This is a genomic window from Paenarthrobacter sp. NPDC089714, assembly GCF_044748905.1.
Lineage (GTDB): Bacteria > Actinomycetota > Actinomycetes > Actinomycetales > Micrococcaceae > Arthrobacter.
Genome location: NZ_JBIVGX010000003.1, coordinates 239,576 through 260,106 on the forward strand (window position 1 = coordinate 239,576; position 20,531 = coordinate 260,106).

A 20,531-nucleotide genomic window follows, 5' to 3' on the forward strand; every position below is an offset into this window, starting at 1 on the left:
CGGGCTAGTGCCAGAGCCCCAGGGCGAATTCGGCGATGACGGCAGACAGCAGGAAAGACGCCGTGATGGCCACGAGGCCCACCGGGATGATCTTCCAACCGATGTTGCGCAGCAGTGGGATGTCCTTGCCGAGGGAAAGGCCGGCCAAGGTCAGCATCACAGTGGCGATGGACAGGAAGTCCACGGTCTTGACGGCCTCATTCAGCACGCCGGCACCGAAGAACCAGGGGCTGGAAATGTAGGCACCGATGGTGGTGATGAACACGATCGCCGAGATCTTGCGCGTGATCTTCGCGAGCAGGAGGCTCACCAGGACCAGAGCCAGCATGATGCCGTAACCGGCGAGGATGGACAGGCTCAGGCCCTTGGCCGCAACAGCCGCGGTTCCGACACCCAGGACGGTCAGGACAGAGAGTGAAAGCCACAGTGGCAGCTGCATGTGTGCCGAGGATTTCGCGACTTCCTCACGGAAGCGACGGTTCTCTTCCGCCTGGGCATCATCGTGGTCACTGACGACGGCGCTTCCCGCCTTGGGTGCGTCCGCCACGCCTGCTGCCACTTTGTGCCCGTCCTTGTTCCGGGTCAGGAACTTGTAGAACTTGTCTGCCAGCGGAAGCGCGATGAAGATTCCCACGTACACGCCGAGGACCGTAGTGATGAGGTTCGAGACGGCGGCCATGCCCAGGATGGCATCCTGGTCCCCGGGGTAGGCGGCCACGATGCTGGCCGCCGAAGCCGCCATCATGGACCCGGAGCCAACGCCGGCACCCATGGCAAGGGCCAGCGGATCGAAGATCTTCCAGTTGGAGACAAGCGAGGTCAGCAGCGTGATGAACACGGCGCCGAACAGAGTGCCGAAGACGTACATCGCCAGAACCCCGCGGTACTGGTCCGAGTCGGGGCCGTACTTTTCGGAGACCATGGCGAAGGAAGGCTCGCGGTCCAGGGAAAAGGTCGCACCTACCGTGGCCTTGCCCATGCGGAGCAGCACGGCAAGGGGGAGTGCCAGGACGATGGTCCCCAGGAGGTGTCCGACTTCCTGCAGCAACAGTGCCGGTCCCGCCTTGATCAGGCTGGGCAGGCTGGGACCGATGTTGAAGGCCAGGCGTGCCACCAGCAGAAGGACGGCCACACCCACCAGGGCAGAGGCGACGCGCTGAAGGTCAAGGCCAAGGGGCTTGAATTTCTGGATGGAGACGAGGAGGCCCAAAATCAGGCCCCACACCATGGGGAAGATGATGATTGCGCCAATGCCGAGATCGATCTTGGCCTGGCCGATGAATTGAACAGCAAGGGCGATGACAAACGCCAGCGCGGCAATGGGGAGGGTCAGCCGCATACCGGCTTTGTCCGTCCGCGCAGTTTCGATGCGGGTGCTCATGATGTTGCTTCCTGAATCAGGGCTCCGCCGCGGTAGGCCGCGTTGGCGAAGCGTTCTCTTTGTTGGGGATGGGTTGCGGCTCCGGCCACGGTCCAGGCAAGTGCCACGGCCGCCTCGAACATGACGTCGTAGGCCTCAGGGGTGTTGGCCAAGGCAGCGAAACCGTGCGAGTGGATGGGTACGTTGGCGCCAGGGATGCTGAGCCACGGGTGGAGCGAGGGGATGACTTGGGAGATGTTGCCCATGTCGGTTGATCCGCCGCCCATTCCGGCGGACGGTGAGGTGTCCTTGCCAAAGGCGTCCATGGCTTCGGTCCAGTAGGCGGCAAGGTCGTCGTCCTGGATCAACGGTTCGTACAGTGGTTCCGCGGCGCTGATCTCCAGGGTTGTCCCGGTGGCGAGGGCTGCCCCTTCGAAGCAATGCTTGACGCGTTCCAGGAGTGCTTCATATTCCGGCAGGGTGAACGCCCTGCATTCGAAGGGAACCACCGCGTGGTCCGGGATGATGTTGGTGACATGGCCGGCCTCAGCCACGTAGCAGGCGATCCGGTGATCCCCGGGGACCTGCTGGCGAAGCAGCCCGATGGCCACTTGGCTGAGCACAGCCGCGTCCCCGGCGTTGACGCCAAGGTGCGGGGCCGCGGCGGCATGCGCTGCCTTGCCGGTGAAGACCGCCTCATACCTTCCTACGGCCTGTGCGGTGGTCCCGGCAGGGTTGTAGGTCACGCCGTCCTGTACAGGGTGCACCATGAGTGCCAGTCCCACTCCGTCAAAGGCGCCCCGCTCCAGCATCAGGGCTTTTCCGCCGCCGTGTTCCTCGGCGGGTGTACCTATGGCCTTCAACGTGATGCCCAGCTCGTCCACGTGGGGGAGGAGGGCGAGTGCTGCGGCTACCGATGCCCCTGCAATGAGGTTGTGCCCGCAGGCGTGTCCTACCGACGGCAGCGCGTCGTATTCCACACACAGGGCTACCGTCAGATCGCCGCTGCCGGCAGTGGCCGTGAAGGCTGTGGGAAGGCCGGCTGTACCGGTTGCCACCTCGAAGCCGGCTTCAGCCAGGACAGCCGTGATGGATGCGGCGGCCCGGACTTCTTCGAAGGAAAGTTCGGGATTGGCGTGCAAGTCCTGCGACAACGACTGGACCTGGGGGCGCCAGGCGTCCACTCCGTCCCTCAGTGCCCTGCGCAGGGCCTCCATCGCCGGTTTCGTTCCGGTCGGTTCCATGGTTCTTCCTTTCCTCAACCGGCCGTTTTAGTACGACAGGGACGGGAACGGGGAGCCCGCGGCCCGCGTGGGCACCCAGATCGCTTTTGTCTGCGTGTATTCGTCCAGGACGCCGGGACCGGACGAGCGGCCATGGCCCGAATCGCCGAAACCACCGAAGGGAACGGCTACGTGGATGGTCTTGTACGCGTTGATCCAGAAGGTTCCCGCCTTCACTTCGCGGGCCACATGGTGCGCCCGGGAAACGTCCGAGGTCCAGACGGCCCCTGCCAGGCCGAAGTTGGTGTTGTTGGCCCTCGCGATCGCCTCCTCCTCAGTGTCGAAGGCGTCCGCGCCGACTACCGGACCGAACACCTCGGTTGTTTCGAGCCGGTTCGACGGCGTCACGCCGTCCAGCAGCGTGGGCATGACCCAGTGGCCGCCTGCCAGGGCAGAGCCAGCCAGGGAATCCGGTAGGTTTCCGCTGGTGACCCGGCGTCCGCCGTCGTTCATTCCTGCTTCGATCAGCGAGGTGACGGTGGCGAACTGCTGGGGAGTGATGATCGGACCAACCTCGGTACTGGCGTCCAGGGGGTCTCCGACACGAAGGCGGGCAGCGCGGTCGGCCACCAACTCGACGAAGCGGGCGTGGACGGTGCGTTCCACCAGGAGCCGCGAACCGGCGACGCACGATTGGCCCGCGCCGGAGAAGATGGCGGAGATGGCACCGTCAGCGGCACGTTCCAGGTCCGCGTCGGCAAAGACGATGTTGGCGTTCTTGCCACCCAGTTCCAGCAACGCGGGGATACCTGCTCCGGCAGCGGCGACGGCGACGCGGCGGCCCGTGGGTACCGAGCCGATAAAGCTGACCTTGCCGACCCGCGGGTCCGTGGTCAGGGCCGATCCCACCGTCTGTCCCAACCCGGTTGCCACGTTGAAGACGCCATCCGGGAGCCCGGCTTGATGGGCCAATTGCGCCAGGCGAACGGTTGAAGCCGGAGTGAATTCGCTGGGCTTGATGATCACGGAGTTACCCGCTGCGAGGGGCGCTGCGGAGTTCCATCCGGCCGTGAAGAGCGGAGCGTTCCACGGAGTGATGGCTACCACGACGCCCCACGGCACGCGTTCGGTGTAGGTGTGCCAGTTGCCGGGAACCGGGATGGTCTGGCCGGTGAGTTTGTCCGCCCAACCCGCGTAGTAGCCGAACATTTCTGCGACTTTGGCGGATTCTGCGCGGGCGTCGCGGATGGGCTTGCCGGTGGTGGCCGACTCGAGGATGGCGAGCTCTTCGGCGTGCTGTTCGACGACACGGCCCACGTTGCGGAGGATGGCTGCCCGTTCGAATCCGTTCAGCTTTCCCCAGGCTGCGGCGCCACGGACGGAACTGGCCAGCAATGCGTCGGCACCTTCCTTTCCGGGGTCGGCGTAGCTGGCGAAGGGCTCGCCGGTTGCGGCGGACGTCAGGGTGATGTCTGCGCCTGAGCCGGTCACGACGGCGCCGTCGACGAAGGCACCGAGGCCGGAGGGGAAGGCGGCGTCGAGGACTGCCCGGGCCGTGGCCGTGGAAGATGCGGAGGGGACTGTGGTGATGCTCAAAATCGTTCCTTCTGGTGCGCGGGGGATGTTCTGGGCTGGCTAGGCGGCGTCACCGGATGCAGGGGCTCCTGCAGGAGTGACTGCCGGGGCTACGGTCCGGGCGATTTCGGTGAAGTCCGCTGCCGGACCCAGGAGCGCCAAGGCCTCCTGCCATTGGCCCGCGGCCGCTGCGAGGAGTTCCGGCTGTTCGCCGATTTCGCGGGCCACGTCAATGGCCAGGGCCGCGTCGCGGGCCATCAGGCCAAGGGAGAAACCGGAGTCATGGGTGCCGCTCAGGACCCAGTTGGGGTACATGTTTGCCGAGACCTTGCTGCCGCCCGAAGCGTTGCTGATGCTCTCAGCTGCCACTGCGGGGTCGATGCCGTACGCCTTGGCCACTCCCAAGGCCTCACCCACGGAGACCAGGTTGGCCGCGGCGAGGACATTGTTGAGGAGCTTGACCACGTTGCCGCTGCCGGGTCCGCCGATGTGGGCAAAGTTCCCTCCGGTCAGCGCCTGGAGGACCGGTTCGGCACTGGCGAGGGCAGCTTCCGTTCCACCTGCAAAGGCGCTCAAGGTCCCTGTGGCTGCGCCGGCCCGACCGCCGGACACGGGGGCGTCCACGAAAGCGGCATCCTTGGATGCGGCCAGTTCCGCCATTGCCTTGCTGGTGCCGGGTTCGGAGGTGGTGGTGTCCACGATGGCCACCACTCCGGGCGTCGCCAGCAGCGTCGGCACGGTGGCCTCGACGATCGTGGCCGAGGGGAGGGACAGGACCGCATACGGGGTCCCGGCCAGGTCTTCGAGGCTGGCCGTAGTGGTGATTCCACCCTCGGCGGCGGTGGCGCGGGCACCTTCGGAGGGGTCGAATCCGATGACATCCCACCCTGCGGTGTGCAGGGTCGAGGCCATGGCTCCGCCCATTGAGCCGAGGCCGATCACGGCGACGCGGCGGTTGGTGTTCATGAAGTACTCCTTGGGTCTTGAGGGTGTAGCGAGGGGGAGGCAGTTCCTAGTCGAGGTAGACGTCCAGGTCTTTCCACAACTGCTGGGTTCGGCGGATGGCGGCACGGCTTCGTTCGGGATGTGCCGCTTCCATGCCGGCAAGGAGCCCGTAGACCATGGAGTTGGCCGCGGTGACGGACTGGAAAAAGGAGATGCCTTCCGAAGCGACGATCAGGAGGTGGTCGGCTGCTGCGGCGAGGCGGCCGCGGCGCATGTCGCTGATGCCGACGACGGTGGCTCCCGCCTCCTTGGCGGCCTCAGCCGTGAGGATGATCTGTTTGACCGAACGCCACATGTTGATGACCACCAGGACGTCGCCGGGTCCAAGGTTGTTGGCTGCCGAGGCGAAGTGCACACCGGCCCGATTCTCCAAGGTGATGGGGTAGCCCATGGTTGAGCCAAGGTGGGCCATGACGCTGGCCGGTCCGGCGAACGAACCGAGGCCGATGACGGTGATGGATTTCGCTGTTGCCAAGGCAGCGATGGCGGCTTCGACGTCGTCCGGGGTATTGGAATCAAGGGTGAGCCGCAGGTTCTCGATGTCGTGGTTTAGGGCGTCATGCAGGGGGCTGCGGTGTTCGCCGTGTTCATTGAGGGTGTCTTCGGTGGAGATCATCACCAAGTACCTGGAGCGCAATTCACGCTGCAGGTCCGGCCAGCCGCGGTAGCCAAGGCGTTGGGCCGTGCGGACCACCGTGGAGTTGTTCACGTCCGAGCGTTGGGCGATTTCGGCGATGTCCGCGTAAGAGGACAACTGCGGGTTGCGGGCGATGACTTCCACTACCCGGGCCTGTGACTTGGAAAGCGTGATGTTGGGAAGGGCGTCCCCCAGCCACGCATAGTCCGTGGATTCCCAGGTGCTTACGCCCGCGTTGCCCACCACGGTTTCGAGCCGCTCGCTCTTCACGGCCATCCTCCTGTAACGTACATCACTCTGCAATCTGCATTGCAATAAAGATACTCTGCAATTTTGATTGCCGCTAGTGGATACCGTTTCCGCGAGGTAAAACTTTCCGGCCGTTCAGGCAAGGCCCGTTAAAGCACGGTTGCCGGGAGCCTTGCATGGCTCCCGGCAACCTCGTCATGGCGTTTCGGTCAGGCGTTGCTGAGTTGCTTGGTGTTTGTGGGTGTGGTGTGGAGGCCCGCGAAGAAGGCTCCGAGTTCGGTGGTTGCGGTCAGCGGCAGAACATTGGCGACGTACTGGTCGGGCCTGACGACCACCACGACGCCGTCTCGGCTGAGGCCACGCTGTTCGTAGATATCGTTGGCGGGGTCGGTGCCGAAGACCTTTTCGAGGTAGGTCAGTTTGAAGGGGCCGACGGGGGATTTGAACACGGCGGGGACGGCGTTGATGTCCACGCCGGTGTGGTCTTGCTGGTAGATGACTTTGACGTCGAACCAGGCGTCGCGGTCAAGGCTCGACGGCGTCGCGGCCAGCGGGGAGTCGGGTGCGGTGTCGAGCCACTGGGCCAGGTCCGCCACGGCTCCCGGGGCGCCGGCGGCTTCGGTGTCGGCGAAGACGTAGATCCGCCAGCGGCCGTCGGCTTTGGCGTGGTGGCCCAGGTGCATGGGGTTCGTGTCGCAGACCCGCTGCACCGGGGCGGACTTGAAGCGTTTGCCGATGGGGAATCCGGTGGCGAGGTCCTGGTGCGTGGGTTCGGCGACGAGCATGGAGGGCGCGTACTGGGTCATGAACCCGGCCGGGAACTCCGCGGTGCTGGTGTAGAAGGTTTCCAGTTCGGTGGGGTCCTTGAAGTCCTCGGGTTTCTTGGCCATGAGGGTGGACCATTCCTTGTCGAAGTCGATCAGGTTCTTCGCCACCACCTGCCGTTCGGCCGAGTAGGTATCCAGCAACGATTCGGGGGACCGGCCCTCCAGGACGTGGCCGAGTTTCCAGCCGATGTTGAACCCGTCCTGCATGGACACGTTCATGCCCTGCCCGGCCTTGGCCGAGTGCGTGTGGCACGCGTCCCCGGTGATGAACACCCGCGGAGTGCGCGTACCGCGCTCCTCCGGCAGGACGTCGTCGAACCTGTCCGTGAGCCGGTGGCCTACTTCGTAGACGCTGTGCCAGGCCACGTTCCGCACATCCAGGGTGTAGGGGTGCAGGATGGCGTTGGCCTTGGCGATGATCTGCTCAATCGTGGTCTTGCGCACCGCACCATGATCATCGGCCGCGACCTCGCCCAGGTCCACGTACATGCGGAACAAATGCCCGCCCTCACGCGGAATCAGCAGGATGCTTCCACCGGTGCCGGACTGGATGGCGCATTTGGTCCGGATGTCCGGGAAGTCCGTCACCGCCAACACGTCCATCACACCCCAGGCATGGTTGGCCTGGTCCCCGGCGAGGTGGCAGCCGATCGATTCGCGGACCTTGCTCCGGGCGCCATCGGCACCCACCACGTACTTGGCCCGCACCACACGTTCCTGGCCCTCGTCCGGTCCGGCGGTGTGCAGGAGAGTCACGGTGACCGGGTACTCGCCCTCACCGGTGACCTGCAACCCCACTAACTCATACCCGTAATCCGGGCGAATCCGGGCCGGGGAGTTCGCTGCGAACTCCGCGAAGTAGTCCAGCACCCGGGCCTGGTTGACGATCAAGTGCGGGAACTCGCTGATCCCGGCGGGGTCGTCCACGGCCCGCGCGGCCCGCACGATCTTCGAGTGATCGGCCGGGTCCGGCTTCCAGAACGCCATCTCCGTGATCCGGTACGCCTCGGCAATGATCCGCTCGGCAAAACCGAAAGCCTGGAACGTCTCCACGCTCCGGGCCTGGATCCCATCAGCCTGCCCGATCGCCAAGCGACCCGGACGCCGCTCCACAATCCGGGTGGTGACGTCCGGGAACTGAGCCAATTGCGCCGCCGTCAACATCCCGGCAGGCCCGGTGCCCACAATCAGGACGTCAACCTCATCCGGAAGCACCTCCGGACGGTCCAAGCCAACCCCGGCCGCGGGCTCCACCCGCGGGTCACCGGATACATAACCGTGATGATGAAACTGCACGGGCTTTCCTCACTTCTTCGTGGGCACAAACGCCTCGGATAGGTAGCGTGTTCGATAATAGAATTAGATGTTCTATTATCGCTCACACAATGGTAATCCGGCTCACAGGGACGTTCAAGTCCCCACAGCAAGCGCGTTGGGTCCCCAAACGGTCGGAGGCATGTCAGGATCAGGTATGCCTCGCCTCATGTTGCTGGATACCGCCTCGTTGTACTTCCGTGCCTTCTACGGCATGCCGGACACGATCCGCCGTTCAGACGGGACATCCGTCAATGCCGTCAGGGGGCTGATGGACATGATTGCCCGGCTCACCGTGGACTACGGCGCTACCCACCTGGTTGCCTGCTGGGACAACAATTGGCGTCCGTCGTGGCGGGTCGCCCTCATCCCCAGCTACAAGGCCCACCGGGTTGCGCGGCAGGTGGAGGGCGGGCCGGACATCGAGGAAGTCCCGGACGCCCTGGAGGCCCAGATTCCCCTGATCCGGCACGTCCTGTCACTGGCAGGGATTGCCGTCGTCGGCGTGGACGACCATGAGGCTGATGACGTCATCGGCAGCTACGCAAGCCAGGCAACGCTTCCCGTGGACGTCGTGACAGGGGACAGGGACCTGTTCCAGTTGGTCGATGACCAGCGGGATGTCCGGGTCATCTACACCGCCCGCGGAATGCGGAACCTCGACGTGCTGACCGAGGTGGACGTGGTGGGAAAGTACCGTGTCCTGCCCCAGCAGTATGCGGACTTCGCGACGCTCCGTGGCGACTCCTCGGATGGCCTGCCGGGGGTGGCCGGCATAGGGGAGAAGACCGCAGCCTCGCTCCTGGCAACGCACGGCACGCTGGACGGCCTCCTCGAAGCGGCAGGGCGCCCCGACGGCGGGTTGTCGGCCGGGGTGAAAGCCAAGCTGTCCGCCGCCGCGGACTATTTGGCCGTGGCGCCCACCGTGGTCAAGGTGGCCCGCGACCTCGACGTTCCAGCACTCGATGAAGCGGGCGCGGCCCTTCGGCCCGTGACCGGTAAGGCGAGGGAGGAACTGGAAGGCCTGGCTTCGGACTGGAACCTCGGTGGCGCCGTCAAGCGCTTGCGGGACTCCCTCGACGCAGCGGGCCGAGGGTGATTCACAGCTTTGCGGGCTGCTTTCACAGCTAATCAACAGCTTCGCGACAGGGCGGACTGGGTTCCATGCAGGATGCTGGGAAAAGGACGGCGCAACCTGCTGTCCGCATGTCACCAGCCGTACTACGGTGCAGCAACTGTTCCGGCTGCCGAATCAGGAGAGGCGTATGTCAAAAACCAAGAAGATCACGCTGGGCGTAACCGCCGGAGCGCTGGCTCTGGGTGCCGGCCTGGGAGTCACGAGCGTTGCCTCGGCCACCAGCACCCCGACGCCCAGTGCCACCTCGTCCACTGACGGGTCCACGCAGGGCAACGGCCCGGGACGCCATGGCGGCCACGGTCGTGACGGTGCCCAGCTCGCATTCAAGCTCGCCACCAAGCTGGGCGTTGACGAAGCCAAGGTCACCGAGGCGTTGAAGGCGTTCCGTGATGCCAACAAGCCCACTACTCCGCCCAGCGAAGGTACCGAAGGCACGAAGCCGGACCGCACGGCGCGGGAAGCGGCCCTGGCCAAGTCCTTGGCCCAGGCCCTGGGAATCGATGAGTCCAAGGTGACGACGGCGCTTGAGGAAATCCGTTCCGAGGCGAAGGCCGACCGGTCGGCAGAGCTCAAGTCCCGCCTGGACAAGGCTGTTTCCGACGGCAAACTGACGCAGGCTGAAGCGGACGCCGTCACCAAGGCAGTCAACGCGGGAGTCATTGGGGGCGGCGGCCGGTAGTTTTCGGCCCGCGCCCGAAAACCGACAACAGATACACCACATGAGGGCAGGATCCGCCGGGCCACCGGAAGGATCCTGCCCCTCTTTTGAGAAATATTGGTTTCCGTGTCGATTCTTCCTCGATCCGTTCGACCTATCAGTGAGAAGGTCGGAAAGCGACCTTCCACAACCGAGGAGATTGAGTGCAATGGCCAAGTACATGCTGATCATGCGGGCAACCGATGAGTCGATGGAGAAACTCCAGACCGCCGACTTCAACGAAATGCTCGAGGTCATGGGCAAGTTCAACGACGAGCTCATCCGCGCCGGGGTGCTCCTGGCGGCGGAAGGACTCGACGACCCCGCGGAGGGCGTGGTGGTGGACTTCACCGGCGAGACTCCCGTGGTGACCGACGGCCCTTACGGGGAGACCAAGGAATTGTTCGCCGGCTACTACATCCTTGACGTGGCGTCCAAGCAGGAAGCGGTGGAATGGGCAAAGCGGGCGCCCATGACGGCGGGCACCAAAACCGAAATCCGCAGGGTCCCGGGGATTGACGAGTTTCCCCAGGACAACGAATGGATCCAGAAGGAACGTGCCTGGCGGGAACAGACCGGGCAACTCTGATCGCCGGGCCTGACTCTCCGGGCGATACCCGACGTGGGCAACACTGCGGCAAGGGCCGCCGTCGAAGCTGTATGGCGGAGTGAATCCGCCCGCATCGTCGGCGCCCTTGCCAGGTACACAGGCGACTTTCCGCTGGCTGAAGACCTCGCCCAGGAAGCAGTCGCCGAGGCACTGGTGTCATGGTCCGTCAATGGCGTCCCCACCGAACCGGTTGCCTGGCTGCTGACTGCCGGCCGGCGTCGTGCGATCGATGCTTTCCGCAGGCGCGCCGCCCGTGACGAAAAATATGCGGTGCTGGCCAGCGGGCTGTCGGAAGAGGACTCTTCAGTGGATGCGCTGTTCAACCCCGAAGCGGTCCAGGACGATGTCCTGGCGCTGATGTTTATCTCCTGCCATCCCGTCCTGTCCAAGGAGTCCAGGATCGCCTTGACCCTGCGTGTGGTGGCCGGCATGGGCACGGATCAGATCGCGAAAGCGTTCCTGGTGCCTGTGCCCACCATCCAGGCCCGCATTACCCGGGCCAAGAAGACGCTTGCCGCTGCCCACATTCCGTTCGCCGTGCCGGAAGAGCACGAACTCCCCGAGCGGCTGGGTTCCGTGCTGCAGGTGGTGTACCTCATTTTCTCGGAAGGGTCCTTCGCCAGTGCCGGCGATGACTGGATGCGCAAGGATCTGGCCGGGGAAGCCCGCCGGCTGGCCCGCATTCTCGTGCGGCTTTCGCCCGAGCCTGAGGCCTTCAGCCTGTTGGCCCTGATGGAATTGACCGCAGCCAGGTTCCCGGCACGGCTGGACGCTGCCGGTCGCCCGGTCCTCCTTGAAGACCAGGACCGACGGCGGTGGGACCAGTCCGCCATTCGGCGCGGCCGGGCGGCACTTGCCACCGCGGTTGCCGCCGGACGCGGGCTGGGCGCGTATGGACTGCAGGCGTCGATTGCGGAGTGCCATGCTGTCGCTGCCAGCGTCGCCGATACCGACTGGGCCCGCATCGTAATCCTTTACGAGGCGCTTGGCAGGCTGACCCCCTCGCCGATCGTCGAACTGAACCGGGCCGTGGCCGTCGCCATGGCCCAGGGACCCGCGGCGGGCCTGGACGTCCTGGATGGGCTGGCGGACGACGGCGGGCTGCAGGGCTCCCATGTGTTGCCGGCGGTTCGCGGGGAGCTGTTAACGCGTATGGGCAGGACAGCCGAGGCCCGGGAAGCGCTCCTGCTGGCGCATGGCCGTTGTTCCAACGCTGCCGAACGGTTCGTGCTCGCGCGGAAAATCGAGGAACTGGGCGCTTGATCGGGCGGCGCCATGGGTAGGACTCCCAATCCCAGGCTCAACAGACACTCCCTCCCGTCGAAAAAAGCAGCTTTGATGGAATCATCCACACATCATGATCAACAGGAGAAACATGCCTTCCGCTACCGCATACGCAGCCCCTTCGGCCACGGGCGATCTGGTCCTGACCACCATTGAGCGCCGCGAGGTGGGACCGCGCGACGTCCATATCGATATCAAGTTCGCGGGCATCTGCCACTCAGACATCCACACGGTCCGCGGCGAGTGGGGTCCACAGCAATACCCGCTGGCGCCGGGCCACGAGATCGCCGGCATCGTCACCAAGGTGGGCGCCGGGGTGACCAAGCACAAAGTGGGCGACCGGGTTGGCGTGGGCTGCATGGTCAATTCCTGCAAGGAATGCGCCAACTGTGAGGCCGGGGAAGAACAGTACTGCCTGAACGGCAACGTGGGCACCTACGGTTCGGTGGACCGCGACGGCACCATCACCCAGGGTGGCTACTCCAGCGATGTGGTGGTTAACGAGGACTTCGTGGTCACCATCCCCGAGGGCCTCGAGCTCGACGCCGCAGCGCCGTTGCTCTGCGCTGGAATCACCACGTACTCGCCGCTTCGCCACTGGGGTGCTGGCCCCGGCAAAAAGGTGGCGGTGGTAGGACTGGGCGGCCTGGGCCACATGGCCGTCAAGCTGGCACACGCGATGGGCGCCGAGGTGACTGTTCTTTCGCAGTCGCTGAAGAAGATGGAAGACGGGCTCAAGCTGGGCGCAGACCAGTACTTCGCCACGAGCGATCCCACCACGTTCGAACAGCTCGCCGGCACGTTCGATCTCATCATCAACACGGTGAGCGCTTCCATCGACATCAGTGCCTACCTCCAGTTGCTCGCCCTCGATGGCACCCTGGTCAACGTGGGTGCGCCGGCCGAGCCGCTGCCCGTCAATGCGTTCGCACTGATCGGGGGCCGCCGGTCCTTCGCGGGTTCCGCCATCGGAGGCATCCGCGAAACCCAGGAGATGCTCAACTTCTGCGCCGAACACCACCTCGGGGCCGAAATCGAGGTCATCCCCGCGGAGAAGATCAACGAAGCCTACGAGCGGGTCCTGGCATCCGACGTCCGCTACCGTTTCGTCATCGACGCCGCCACCATCGCCTAGGCGTCAAGCCCGGCCCCGGGTGGGCTGTGTGGCGGGGCAGTGCGTCCAAGGGAAAATGGTTCGGTGACTTTCAACCTGGACACCATCGGCAACGGCCTGGTCTTCGCCGATTCCCTGGACAAGCTGGCCTCGGCCCTCAAGGCCAAACCCGGCGGCACGGCCGTGGTGCAGGCGCCGCCCGGTACGGGTAAAACGACCCTGGTGCCGCCCTTGCTGGTCAATCTGCTGCACCGTGAAGGCCACCTCCGGCCCCGCGTGGTGGTTACGCAGCCCCGGCGCGTCGCTGCCCGTTCCGCGGCGCGCCGCCTCGCTGCCCTGGACAGCCTCGCGCCCGTGAAGGGCGGGACGAGTGGCGGTAGTCCCGGAGGCCGCGTGGGCTACACCGTCCGCGGTGAATCGCGGACGGGCAAGGACACGTTGGTGGAGTTCGTCACGCCGGGTATCCTGCTGCGGCGGCTGCTGTCGGACCCGGCCCTTGAAGGCACCCACGCGGTAATCCTGGACGAAGTCCATGAACGTGGACTCGAAACGGACCTCTTGCTCGGCATGCTGGCCGAAGTCCGCCAGGTACGCGAAGACCTGCTGCTGGTGGCCATGTCCGCCACCTTGGACGCGCCGCGCTTCGCTGCCCTCCTCGGGGAAGCGGACCCCGACGGCGGATCACCGGCACCGGTGGTTGACTGTCCTTCCGCGCTGCACCCCTTGAGCGTCGAATGGGTTCCGGGGCCTTCCCTTCGACTGGATGGCCGCGGTGTGGCCCGGAGCTTCCTGGACCACGTTGCGGACACCGCGGCGCAGGCCCACCAGCGGATGCTCCACGACGATCCGCAGGTTGACGCGCTCGTTTTCCTGCCCGGTGTCCGCGAAGTGGCCCACGTTGCCGCCCGCCTGCGCAATCGCGCGGACCATGGCACGGAGGTCCTTGAATTGCACGGCCAGGCATCGCCACAGGAACAGGATCGGGCAGTGTCCGGCCGGAGTCCAGGCGGACCCGCGCGGATCATTGTGTCCACGGCCCTTGCCGAATCGTCGCTGACCGTCCCCGGCGTCCGCTTGGTCATCGACTCGGGCTTGTCGCGGGAACCACGCAGGGACGCGGGCCGGGGAATGTCAGGGCTGGTCACGGTTTCCTGCTCGCGGGCTTCGGCCGGGCAAAGGGCCGGGCGTGCCGCACGCCAAGGCCCGGGAACGGTGGTCCGCTGCTACAACCAGCAAGCCTTTGCCGCAGCCCCGGAACACCAGACCCCGGAAATTGCCGTCGCAGACCTGACCGGAGCCGCGCTGCTCCTGGCCTGCTGGGGTGCTCCGCGCGGACGGGGACTGGCCCTCCCCGATGCGCCGCCGACGGTGTCCATGGACGATGCCGTGGAGGTCCTCCGTGAGCTCGGGGCGGTCACCGCGGAAGGCATGGCCACGGGCCTTGGCAGGACCCTGGCAGGGATCCCGGCGGATCCGCGCCTCGCCCGGGCACTGCTGGATGGGGCAGCCGTGGTCGGTCCGCGGACAGCGGCGGAAACAGTGGCCCTCGTCTCCGGCGACCAGCGCGCGCCGGGCGCCGACCTCACGCGCCTGCTTTCCGGGCTCGGCTCCGGTTCAGGTCCGGCCGGCAAGCGGTTCGCCGAGGAGGCCAAGCGCTTCGAAGCGATCGCGCGGAAGGGCGGTACCGCCGTCGTTCATTCCACACCGCACCGCAGCCCGACGCGGGACGAAGAGCCGGGGTTCGTCGTGGCGCTGGCGTTCCCGGACCGCATCGCGCGCCGCGTGGCGGGGGACGGGCCGGCGAGTTACCTTCTCACCTCCGGCACGCGCGCCGGACTCCCGGGAGGAAGCCCACTCGCGGGGCACGAGTGGCTCGCCGTGGCTGAGGTCTCCCGGGCGCACGGGCGGGATGCCGCCGGTACGGGGGCCGTCATCAGGTCTGCGGCCCCGCTTGCCGCGGACCTGGCGCTCTCGGCGGCCCCGGACCTGCTGGAAGAGGAAGTCCGCGCACGCTTTGACGGGGGCAAAGTCTCCGCACGGCTGGAACGGCGCCTCGGTGCCATCGTGCTATCGTCCACACCGGTCCGGCCGGGCCCGGAAGCCAGCCGCGCTGCCGTGGGCGAGGCCCTCGCCAAGCGCGGGCTGTCCATGATCGGGTGGTCGGATGCCGCCGATGCGTTCAGGCGCCGCCTGGCCCTCCTCCGCAACGTGCTCGGCGAACCGTGGCCGGACGTCGGCGAAGCGGCACTCCTCTCCCGCCTTGACGAGTGGCTCGGCCCCGAGTTGGAGGCCCTCGCCAACGGCAAACCGGCCACGGCACTGGACCTTTCCGAGCCGCTGCGCCGGCTCCTCCCGTGGCCCGAGGCTGTCCACCTGGACAACCTCGTTCCCGAGCGCCTGCAGGTTCCGAGCGGCTCCCGGGTGCGGATCGACTACCCTGACGTTTACGGCCACCCTGGGGAGGACCACGACGTCGGACGCCCGGTTGTGGCGGTCAAGCTGCAGGAATGCTTTGGCTGGGACAGGACGCCGCGGCTGGTGGACGGCAGGGTGCCGGTCCTCTTCCATCTGCTGTCACCGGCGGGCCGTCCGTTGGCGGTGACGGACGACCTCGCGTCGTTCTGGTCCGGCCCGTACGCCCAGGTCCGGGCCGAGATGCGGGGACGCTATCCCAAGCATCCCTGGCCCGAGGATCCATGGACAGCCCGGGCGACGGCCAGGACCAAGAACCGGATGTAGCCCCTACAACCTGTCCAGCATGAACTGGACCTCGCCCTCAACAAACGTGCCCAGGACGGCGCTTGCCGCAAGTTCGTCGGGCGCCGTGGTGAGGGGATCGAGGTCGAATACCGTGAAGTCGGCCCGCTTGCCCGCGTCGATGGAGCCTGAGACGTCCCAGAGCCCGGCAGCCTTGGCGGCATGGGAGGTGTATCCCTCCAAAGCCTGCAGGGCCGTGAGCGCCTGGGCCGGAGCGATCGGTTCCTGCTCGGGGTGCCCGGAACGCCTGCGCAATTGGGCATCCGCCAGGATGGGCAGGGGTTCGTAGGGAGCAATGGGCCAGTCCGAGCCGATGCCCAGGACGATGCCCGCGTCCCGGAGGTCCCGGCAGCGCCAGGCGCGGTCCGCGCGCTCCGGGCCGAGCCGGGTGGACCAGTTGTCGCTGTGGTCGGCGAGCGAATAGTGGGTGCAGTGCGTGGGCTGCATGCTGGCCACCACTCCGGCGTCCTTGAACCGCTCCACGAGTGCGTCGGGGACCGTCTCGATGTGCTCAATCCTGTGCACCGTGTGCTGGTAGCGGGACCGGACAGACCGGGGGAGCGACCCGAAGGCGTTGAGCACATGCTCCACTCCGGCATCACCGATGGCGTGCGTGGCGGTCGGAATTCCGCGGGCCGCAAAGTAGTGGACCGCCGCGGCATATTCTTCCGGCCGCGGCCAGAAGGGCGCCGTGGATTGGCCGTAAAGGTCCGGCTCGTCAAGCCATGCTGTTCCATTGTCGATGGTGCCGTCCACGAAGAGTTTGATGGCTTCGATGGACCAGCGTTGCCCTCCTGTGCCGATGAAGGCGGCCAACTGCCCCCACTCCGCTTCTCCCGAGCCGGGCATGCACCAGGGTGCGGTCCGGAGCCGCAGCGGCAGCCCGCCGTCGGCCTCCAAGGCATTCAGGAGGGCGGTTGTTTCTTCCCCGTGGTCCATGACATGTCCGCCGGTCAGGCCCGAACGCGCGAAATCCTGCAGCAAGCGGCCCAGCCGCACCTTCCGTTCCGCAAAGGATTCCCGGGGAATGTACTGCTGCACGAGTTCCATGGCGGCTGCTTCGAGGAGCAACCCGGTGGGAGTGCCATCGGCATCGCAGACGACTTCGGCCGCTTGCGTGAAGCCGCGGCGACCGTCGATGCCGGCAATCTCCAAGGCACGGCTGTTGGCAAGTGCTGAGTGACCGTCGAACAAGCGGATCATCGCGGGACGGCCACCTGCGACGTCGTCGATCACCGAGCGGTGCAGCGGTTCTGTTCCAAAAGCGTTCGGGTTCAGCCCCCACCCGCGCAACCAGCCGCCGTCGTTGGTCCGTTCCGACTCCGCCTTCAGCATCGCGCGGACATCTTCCAGGCCCACCGCTGCGGAAAGGTCGACGCCGATGGTCAGGTCCAGCCCGAACACCGGGTGGATATGGCAGTCCACCAAACCCGGGGTCAGGGTGGCCTCGCCAAGGTCCACCACCTCGGTGCCGGACCGTCGCCAGTCGTGCGCATCGGCTCGGCTCCCGACGGCGGCTATCACGCCGCCATTGACGGCTACGGCTTGGACGGGCTGCTTCCCGTCGGCACCCTTGCTGAGGGTGTGGACGGTATCTGCCAGGACGATCAGGTCAGGAGTCATGGGTTTCAAAGCTTCCAATGCGGTTGAAGACGTGTGGGCGGGCAGTGCGCAGGCGGCGTGCGATCAGCAGGCCGGCCAGGAAAACAACGGGGGAGACCAGCAGGAGGATGGTGTTGGTCAGGGCGTCGGCGAACGTAAGGAGTTCGATGTTGACGGCAATGAGCACCACAACGCCGAAGAGAAGGATTGCGGACGCCACGCTCACCGGAACCAGCAGCCGGTTGGTGACAGCTGCGGGGGTGCGGCGGAGGTAGATGAAACAGGCCACGGAAACCAGTCCCTGGAGCGCCACGATTCCGAAGATGCCGGGGGTGTTCACCCAGATCAGCAACTGCTTGTAGGGGTCGGCCCCGGCAAGGGCGCACACGGCAATCACGACGGCGGCAAGCACGGTCTGGATCTGCCCGGCGCGGTGCGGGGATTTGTACGTGGGGTGGGTCTTGCCAAGGAAGGCCGGGAGGACGCCGTCTTTGGCGAGCATGTAGACGTAACGGTTGATGGCGTTATGGAACGCCAGTTGCGATGCGTAGACGCTCGTGACGATCAGGACGTACATCACCACTTCCGCCCAAGGCCCCACGTAGTGGTTGATGGTGGCAAAGAACATCCCGTCGGCCAGTTCGCCCGCTGCCGCCACCACGTCGCCGTCGCCGAAGGCTTGGACCACCGTCCAGACGATGAAGGCGTAGAAGACAGACATGAAGCCCACCGCAATGTAGGTGGCGCGGGGTACGGACTTGTCGGGATTCCGGGCCTCGCGGCGGTAGAGCACCGTGGATTCAAAGCCCATGAATGCGGCGAAGCAGATGGCCAGGATCGCGAGGACGCCGGGCGTGAAGGCGTTCCCGGGTTCGAACGATGCCCCGCTGATGCCGTGCGCCCCACCGGAGGCCAGGATGCCCGCGCCCATGATGGCCAGGATGGCTGTTTCAGCGACGAGCAGGACACCAAGGACCTTCGCTCCGACATCGATGCCGCGGTAACCGAGGAACCATACGGCGCCGATCGCCACGAGGGCCACGGCGGGCCAGGGCACGTCCAGGCCGAAGAGCGTCCGGAGCATGGCCTGCGTCTGCACGGCGAACAGTCCATAGACGCCGATCTGGAGGCAGTTGTAGGACACAATCGCCAGGATGGCGGAGGCCAGCCCCACAGTCTTTCCCATGGCCAAGGTGATGTAGGTGTAAAAGCCGCCGGCGGCCTTGACGTGTTTGGTCATGGCCATGAAGGCGACGGCGAACACGAGCAGGACCGCGCCGGCGATGAGGTAGCCCATGGGGGCGCCAATGCCCCCGATGCCGATGGCTACCGGGGCCACGCCGGCCATGACGGTCAGTGGTGCCGCTGCGGAGATGACGAGGAAGGCGATGCCTCCCGTTCCGATGGCATTGCGTTTGAGCCCATTGGCAGCCTCGGCTGCGGGCGGGCGGGTTTCGGTGTCAGACATGGGGGTCCTCGAGGGGGCTGGAAGCTGGGAAGTGGTGGGAATCGAGGCGTTAGCGAAAGCCTTTCGTTTTATCGTAGGGCTTTGTGATCCGCCGCACAATACTTTCCTGCAAAGTCATGGGAGTTGTGGCTAGAGTCGTAGCAACAACCGATTGGAGTACCCATGCCACGCCCGCCTGTCCCACTCATATCCATCGACGCCTTGGTGACGGCCGCTTTGGAACTGGTGGACGAAGCCGGCGATTTCAGCTTGCCCAAGCTGGCCAGGAAAATTGGAGTCAGCCAATCGTCCATCTACAACCACGTCAGCGGCCGCGACGAAATCCTCGAGCTCATGCGCGGACGGATCATCTCCGAGAGCCCCTACCAGCTTCATGAGGGCCAGGGGTGGGAAGAATCGCTCCGGGCCATCGTGCGCAGCTACCGGGACGCGTTCGCCAGGCACCCCCGGCTGGCACCGCTCATGGTCCTTCAAACGGTGCAGGATCCACAGGTGCTGGCCCTGTACGAAAATCTGGCGATTGCCCTCGAAGAGGCCGGTTTCCTCGGGCAGGACGTGGTGTCCGCCATCTCCACCATCGACAGCTTCGCGCTGGGCTTTGCCCTGGACCTGGCAGCGCCGGAGGTGGTCTGGGCTCCGCCCGTGGACGGATACCCGGCGTTGTCCGGTGCCCTGGCGCAGGCTGGCCCGTCCGTGGAACGTGGTGAAGCGGCTTTCGACTTCGGCCTGGAGATCCTCATGGCCGGCCTGCGCTCCCGTCTCAAACAGGCGTTGGTCTGACTCCCAGATTTCTTGCGTACCATTCGACGGTGACCCTCACCGCCTTCGATCCCGCTTCCATGCCCGAAACCTGGTGGGCAGCCGTCGTCCGCGGCTTCACCGACGTCCACACCACTGCCGTGCCCCTGCCCGCGCTCCTGGCCATCGTTGCCGGCGCCACGCTGCTGAGCATCCCCAGGGTAACGTGGCGGTGGTTCGGCCTGTACGTCACGTTCGTGCACGAACTCGGCCACGCCTACGCGGCCCTCATGACCGGTCGTTTCGTGCACAGCCTGCGGATCGGCCTGGACCATTCCGGCCGCCTCGTCAGCAGCGGGCGGAGTGCCTTCGGTGCGGCGTGGTCCGGGTTCTGGGGATATCCGGCCCCGGCGGTGGTGGGCCTTGCCCTGATCGCCGCCTTCTCCGCCGGACGGTCTGGTGCCGCCATGTCCATCGGCGCCCTCATCCTCTTGGTTTCACTGGTCTTCCTGCGGAACCTGACGGGGATACTGGTAGCAGTGGTCAGTGCTGCCACGGCCCAGTCACTGATCATCTTCGCTTCACCCGAGGCCGTGAACTACGTGGTGCTGGCGCTGGGTATTGCGCTCACGGTGGGTGGCGTCCGTGACCTGCTGAAGCTCGCCGGGGTGCACACCAGGCGCAGGGAGCGTATCCAAGCCTCGGACGCCTGGATCCTGGGTCGCACGACGGGCGTCCCCAGCTTCGTCTGGATGACGGGCTTCACGCTGGTCATCACCGGATGTGCCGCTGTTTCCGCAGGGCTGCTCTGGGGAATGCTGGGGATAGTGGCGAGATAGCGCCTCGAATCTGCGCCGCTGCCTCTTGCCCTGTGGTTGCTTGAGGGTGTCCAATCCTTGTACACGTTCGAACCACGCCATGCGTTCGGACTCC

16 protein-coding genes are annotated in these 20,531 nt (G+C 65.9%); 8 read left to right on the forward strand and 8 right to left on the reverse strand.

The window, feature by feature from the left end; all coding sequences use genetic code 11:
- Positions 1 to 4 precede the first annotated feature (4 nt).
- The 6 genes from ACIPY3_RS07775 to ACIPY3_RS07800 form a co-directional block, all read right to left on the reverse strand.
- Entirely contained in the window at positions 5 to 1,381 is a 1,377-nt protein-coding gene (locus tag ACIPY3_RS07775) for a DUF3100 domain-containing protein (protein WP_400332163.1), read from the reverse strand.
- Positions 1,378 to 2,604: an amidohydrolase gene (locus ACIPY3_RS07780; protein WP_400332166.1), complete on the reverse strand. Its 1,227-nt coding sequence runs from the start codon at positions 2,602 to 2,604 to the stop codon at positions 1,378 to 1,380. The genes ACIPY3_RS07775 and ACIPY3_RS07780 overlap by 4 nt, the downstream gene beginning before the upstream one ends.
- 27 nt (positions 2,605 to 2,631) lie before the next feature.
- Positions 2,632 to 4,179 carry an aldehyde dehydrogenase family protein gene (locus ACIPY3_RS07785; RefSeq protein ID WP_400332169.1) on the reverse strand — a complete coding sequence of 516 codons (1,548 nt, stop codon included), beginning with the start codon at positions 4,177 to 4,179 and terminating at the stop codon, positions 2,632 to 2,634.
- Between the two features lie 39 nt (positions 4,180 to 4,218).
- Positions 4,219 to 5,124, reverse strand: coding sequence for an NAD(P)-dependent oxidoreductase (locus ACIPY3_RS07790; RefSeq protein WP_400332171.1), 906 nt, complete (start codon positions 5,122 to 5,124; stop codon positions 4,219 to 4,221).
- Positions 5,125 to 5,170: 46 nt separating this feature from the next.
- Positions 5,171 to 6,046 carry a MurR/RpiR family transcriptional regulator gene (locus ACIPY3_RS07795; RefSeq protein ID WP_400332617.1) on the reverse strand — a complete coding sequence of 292 codons (876 nt, stop codon included), beginning with the start codon at positions 6,044 to 6,046 and terminating at the stop codon, positions 5,171 to 5,173.
- 212 nt (positions 6,047 to 6,258) lie between these two features.
- On the reverse strand, positions 6,259 to 8,172 hold the full coding sequence (locus ACIPY3_RS07800; RefSeq protein ID WP_400332174.1) for an FAD-binding monooxygenase: 1,914 nt from the start codon (positions 8,170 to 8,172) through the stop codon (positions 6,259 to 6,261).
- Between the two features lie 160 nt (positions 8,173 to 8,332).
- Between ACIPY3_RS07800 and ACIPY3_RS07805 the strand changes: the two genes are divergently transcribed.
- From ACIPY3_RS07805 to hrpB, 6 genes are all read left to right on the forward strand, one after another.
- Positions 8,333 to 9,289, forward strand: coding sequence for a 5'-3' exonuclease H3TH domain-containing protein (locus ACIPY3_RS07805; RefSeq protein WP_400332177.1), 957 nt, complete (start codon positions 8,333 to 8,335; stop codon positions 9,287 to 9,289).
- 166 nt (positions 9,290 to 9,455) lie between these two features.
- Positions 9,456 to 10,007 (forward strand): hypothetical protein, encoded by a 552-nt coding sequence (locus tag ACIPY3_RS07810; protein WP_400332180.1) that lies wholly within the window; start codon positions 9,456 to 9,458, stop codon positions 10,005 to 10,007.
- A gap of 187 nt (positions 10,008 to 10,194) precedes the next feature.
- Positions 10,195 to 10,614 carry a YciI family protein gene (locus ACIPY3_RS07815; protein WP_400332183.1) on the forward strand — a complete coding sequence of 140 codons (420 nt, stop codon included), beginning with the start codon at positions 10,195 to 10,197 and terminating at the stop codon, positions 10,612 to 10,614.
- A 33-nt stretch (positions 10,615 to 10,647) separates the two neighbouring features.
- Positions 10,648 to 11,898 carry an RNA polymerase sigma factor gene (locus ACIPY3_RS07820; protein ID WP_400332186.1) on the forward strand — a complete coding sequence of 417 codons (1,251 nt, stop codon included), beginning with the start codon at positions 10,648 to 10,650 and terminating at the stop codon, positions 11,896 to 11,898.
- Between the two features lie 112 nt (positions 11,899 to 12,010).
- Positions 12,011 to 13,054, forward strand: coding sequence for an NAD(P)-dependent alcohol dehydrogenase (locus tag ACIPY3_RS07825; protein WP_400332189.1), 1,044 nt, complete (start codon positions 12,011 to 12,013; stop codon positions 13,052 to 13,054).
- 63 nt (positions 13,055 to 13,117) lie between these two features.
- Complete coding sequence (hrpB, locus tag ACIPY3_RS07830; protein WP_400332192.1) at positions 13,118 to 15,772, forward strand: ATP-dependent helicase HrpB; 2,655 nt, start codon at positions 13,118 to 13,120, stop codon at positions 15,770 to 15,772.
- A 3-nt stretch (positions 15,773 to 15,775) separates the two neighbouring features.
- Here hrpB and ACIPY3_RS07835 read toward each other — a convergent pair whose 3' ends face one another.
- Positions 15,776 to 17,413: an amidohydrolase gene (locus ACIPY3_RS07835; protein ID WP_400332195.1), complete on the reverse strand. Its 1,638-nt coding sequence runs from the start codon at positions 17,411 to 17,413 to the stop codon at positions 15,776 to 15,778.
- Positions 17,403 to 18,860 carry an APC family permease gene (locus ACIPY3_RS07840; RefSeq protein WP_400332198.1) on the reverse strand — a complete coding sequence of 486 codons (1,458 nt, stop codon included), beginning with the start codon at positions 18,858 to 18,860 and terminating at the stop codon, positions 17,403 to 17,405. The genes ACIPY3_RS07835 and ACIPY3_RS07840 overlap by 11 nt, the downstream gene beginning before the upstream one ends.
- 162 nt (positions 18,861 to 19,022) lie before the next feature.
- Between ACIPY3_RS07840 and ACIPY3_RS07845 the strand changes: the two genes are divergently transcribed.
- Positions 19,023 to 19,640, forward strand: coding sequence for a TetR/AcrR family transcriptional regulator C-terminal domain-containing protein (locus tag ACIPY3_RS07845; protein ID WP_400332201.1), 618 nt, complete (start codon positions 19,023 to 19,025; stop codon positions 19,638 to 19,640).
- Between the two features lie 29 nt (positions 19,641 to 19,669).
- Positions 19,670 to 20,437, forward strand: a complete 768-nt coding sequence (locus ACIPY3_RS07850; protein ID WP_400332204.1) for a M50 family metallopeptidase — start codon at positions 19,670 to 19,672, stop codon at positions 20,435 to 20,437.
- Positions 20,438 to 20,531: the final 94 nt, after the last annotated feature.

Coding starts and splice junctions, on each gene's coding strand:
- ACIPY3_RS07775 (WP_400332163.1), bottom strand. CDS start 1,381: ATGAGCACCCGCATCGAAACTGCGCGGACGGACAAAGCCGGTATGCGG.
- ACIPY3_RS07780 (WP_400332166.1), bottom strand. CDS start 2,604: ATGGAACCGACCGGAACGAAACCGGCGATGGAGGCCCTGCGCAGGGCA.
- ACIPY3_RS07790 (WP_400332171.1), bottom strand. CDS start 5,124: ATGAACACCAACCGCCGCGTCGCCGTGATCGGCCTCGGCTCAATGGGC.
- ACIPY3_RS07805 (WP_400332177.1), top strand. CDS start 8,333: ATGTCAGGATCAGGTATGCCTCGCCTCATGTTGCTGGATACCGCCTCG.
- ACIPY3_RS07810 (WP_400332180.1), top strand. CDS start 9,456: ATGTCAAAAACCAAGAAGATCACGCTGGGCGTAACCGCCGGAGCGCTG.
- ACIPY3_RS07815 (WP_400332183.1), top strand. CDS start 10,195: ATGGCCAAGTACATGCTGATCATGCGGGCAACCGATGAGTCGATGGAG.
- ACIPY3_RS07825 (WP_400332189.1), top strand. CDS start 12,011: ATGCCTTCCGCTACCGCATACGCAGCCCCTTCGGCCACGGGCGATCTG.
- ACIPY3_RS07835 (WP_400332195.1), bottom strand. CDS start 17,413: ATGACTCCTGACCTGATCGTCCTGGCAGATACCGTCCACACCCTCAGC.
- ACIPY3_RS07840 (WP_400332198.1), bottom strand. CDS start 18,860: ATGTCTGACACCGAAACCCGCCCGCCCGCAGCCGAGGCTGCCAATGGG.
- ACIPY3_RS07845 (WP_400332201.1), top strand. CDS start 19,023: ATGCCACGCCCGCCTGTCCCACTCATATCCATCGACGCCTTGGTGACG.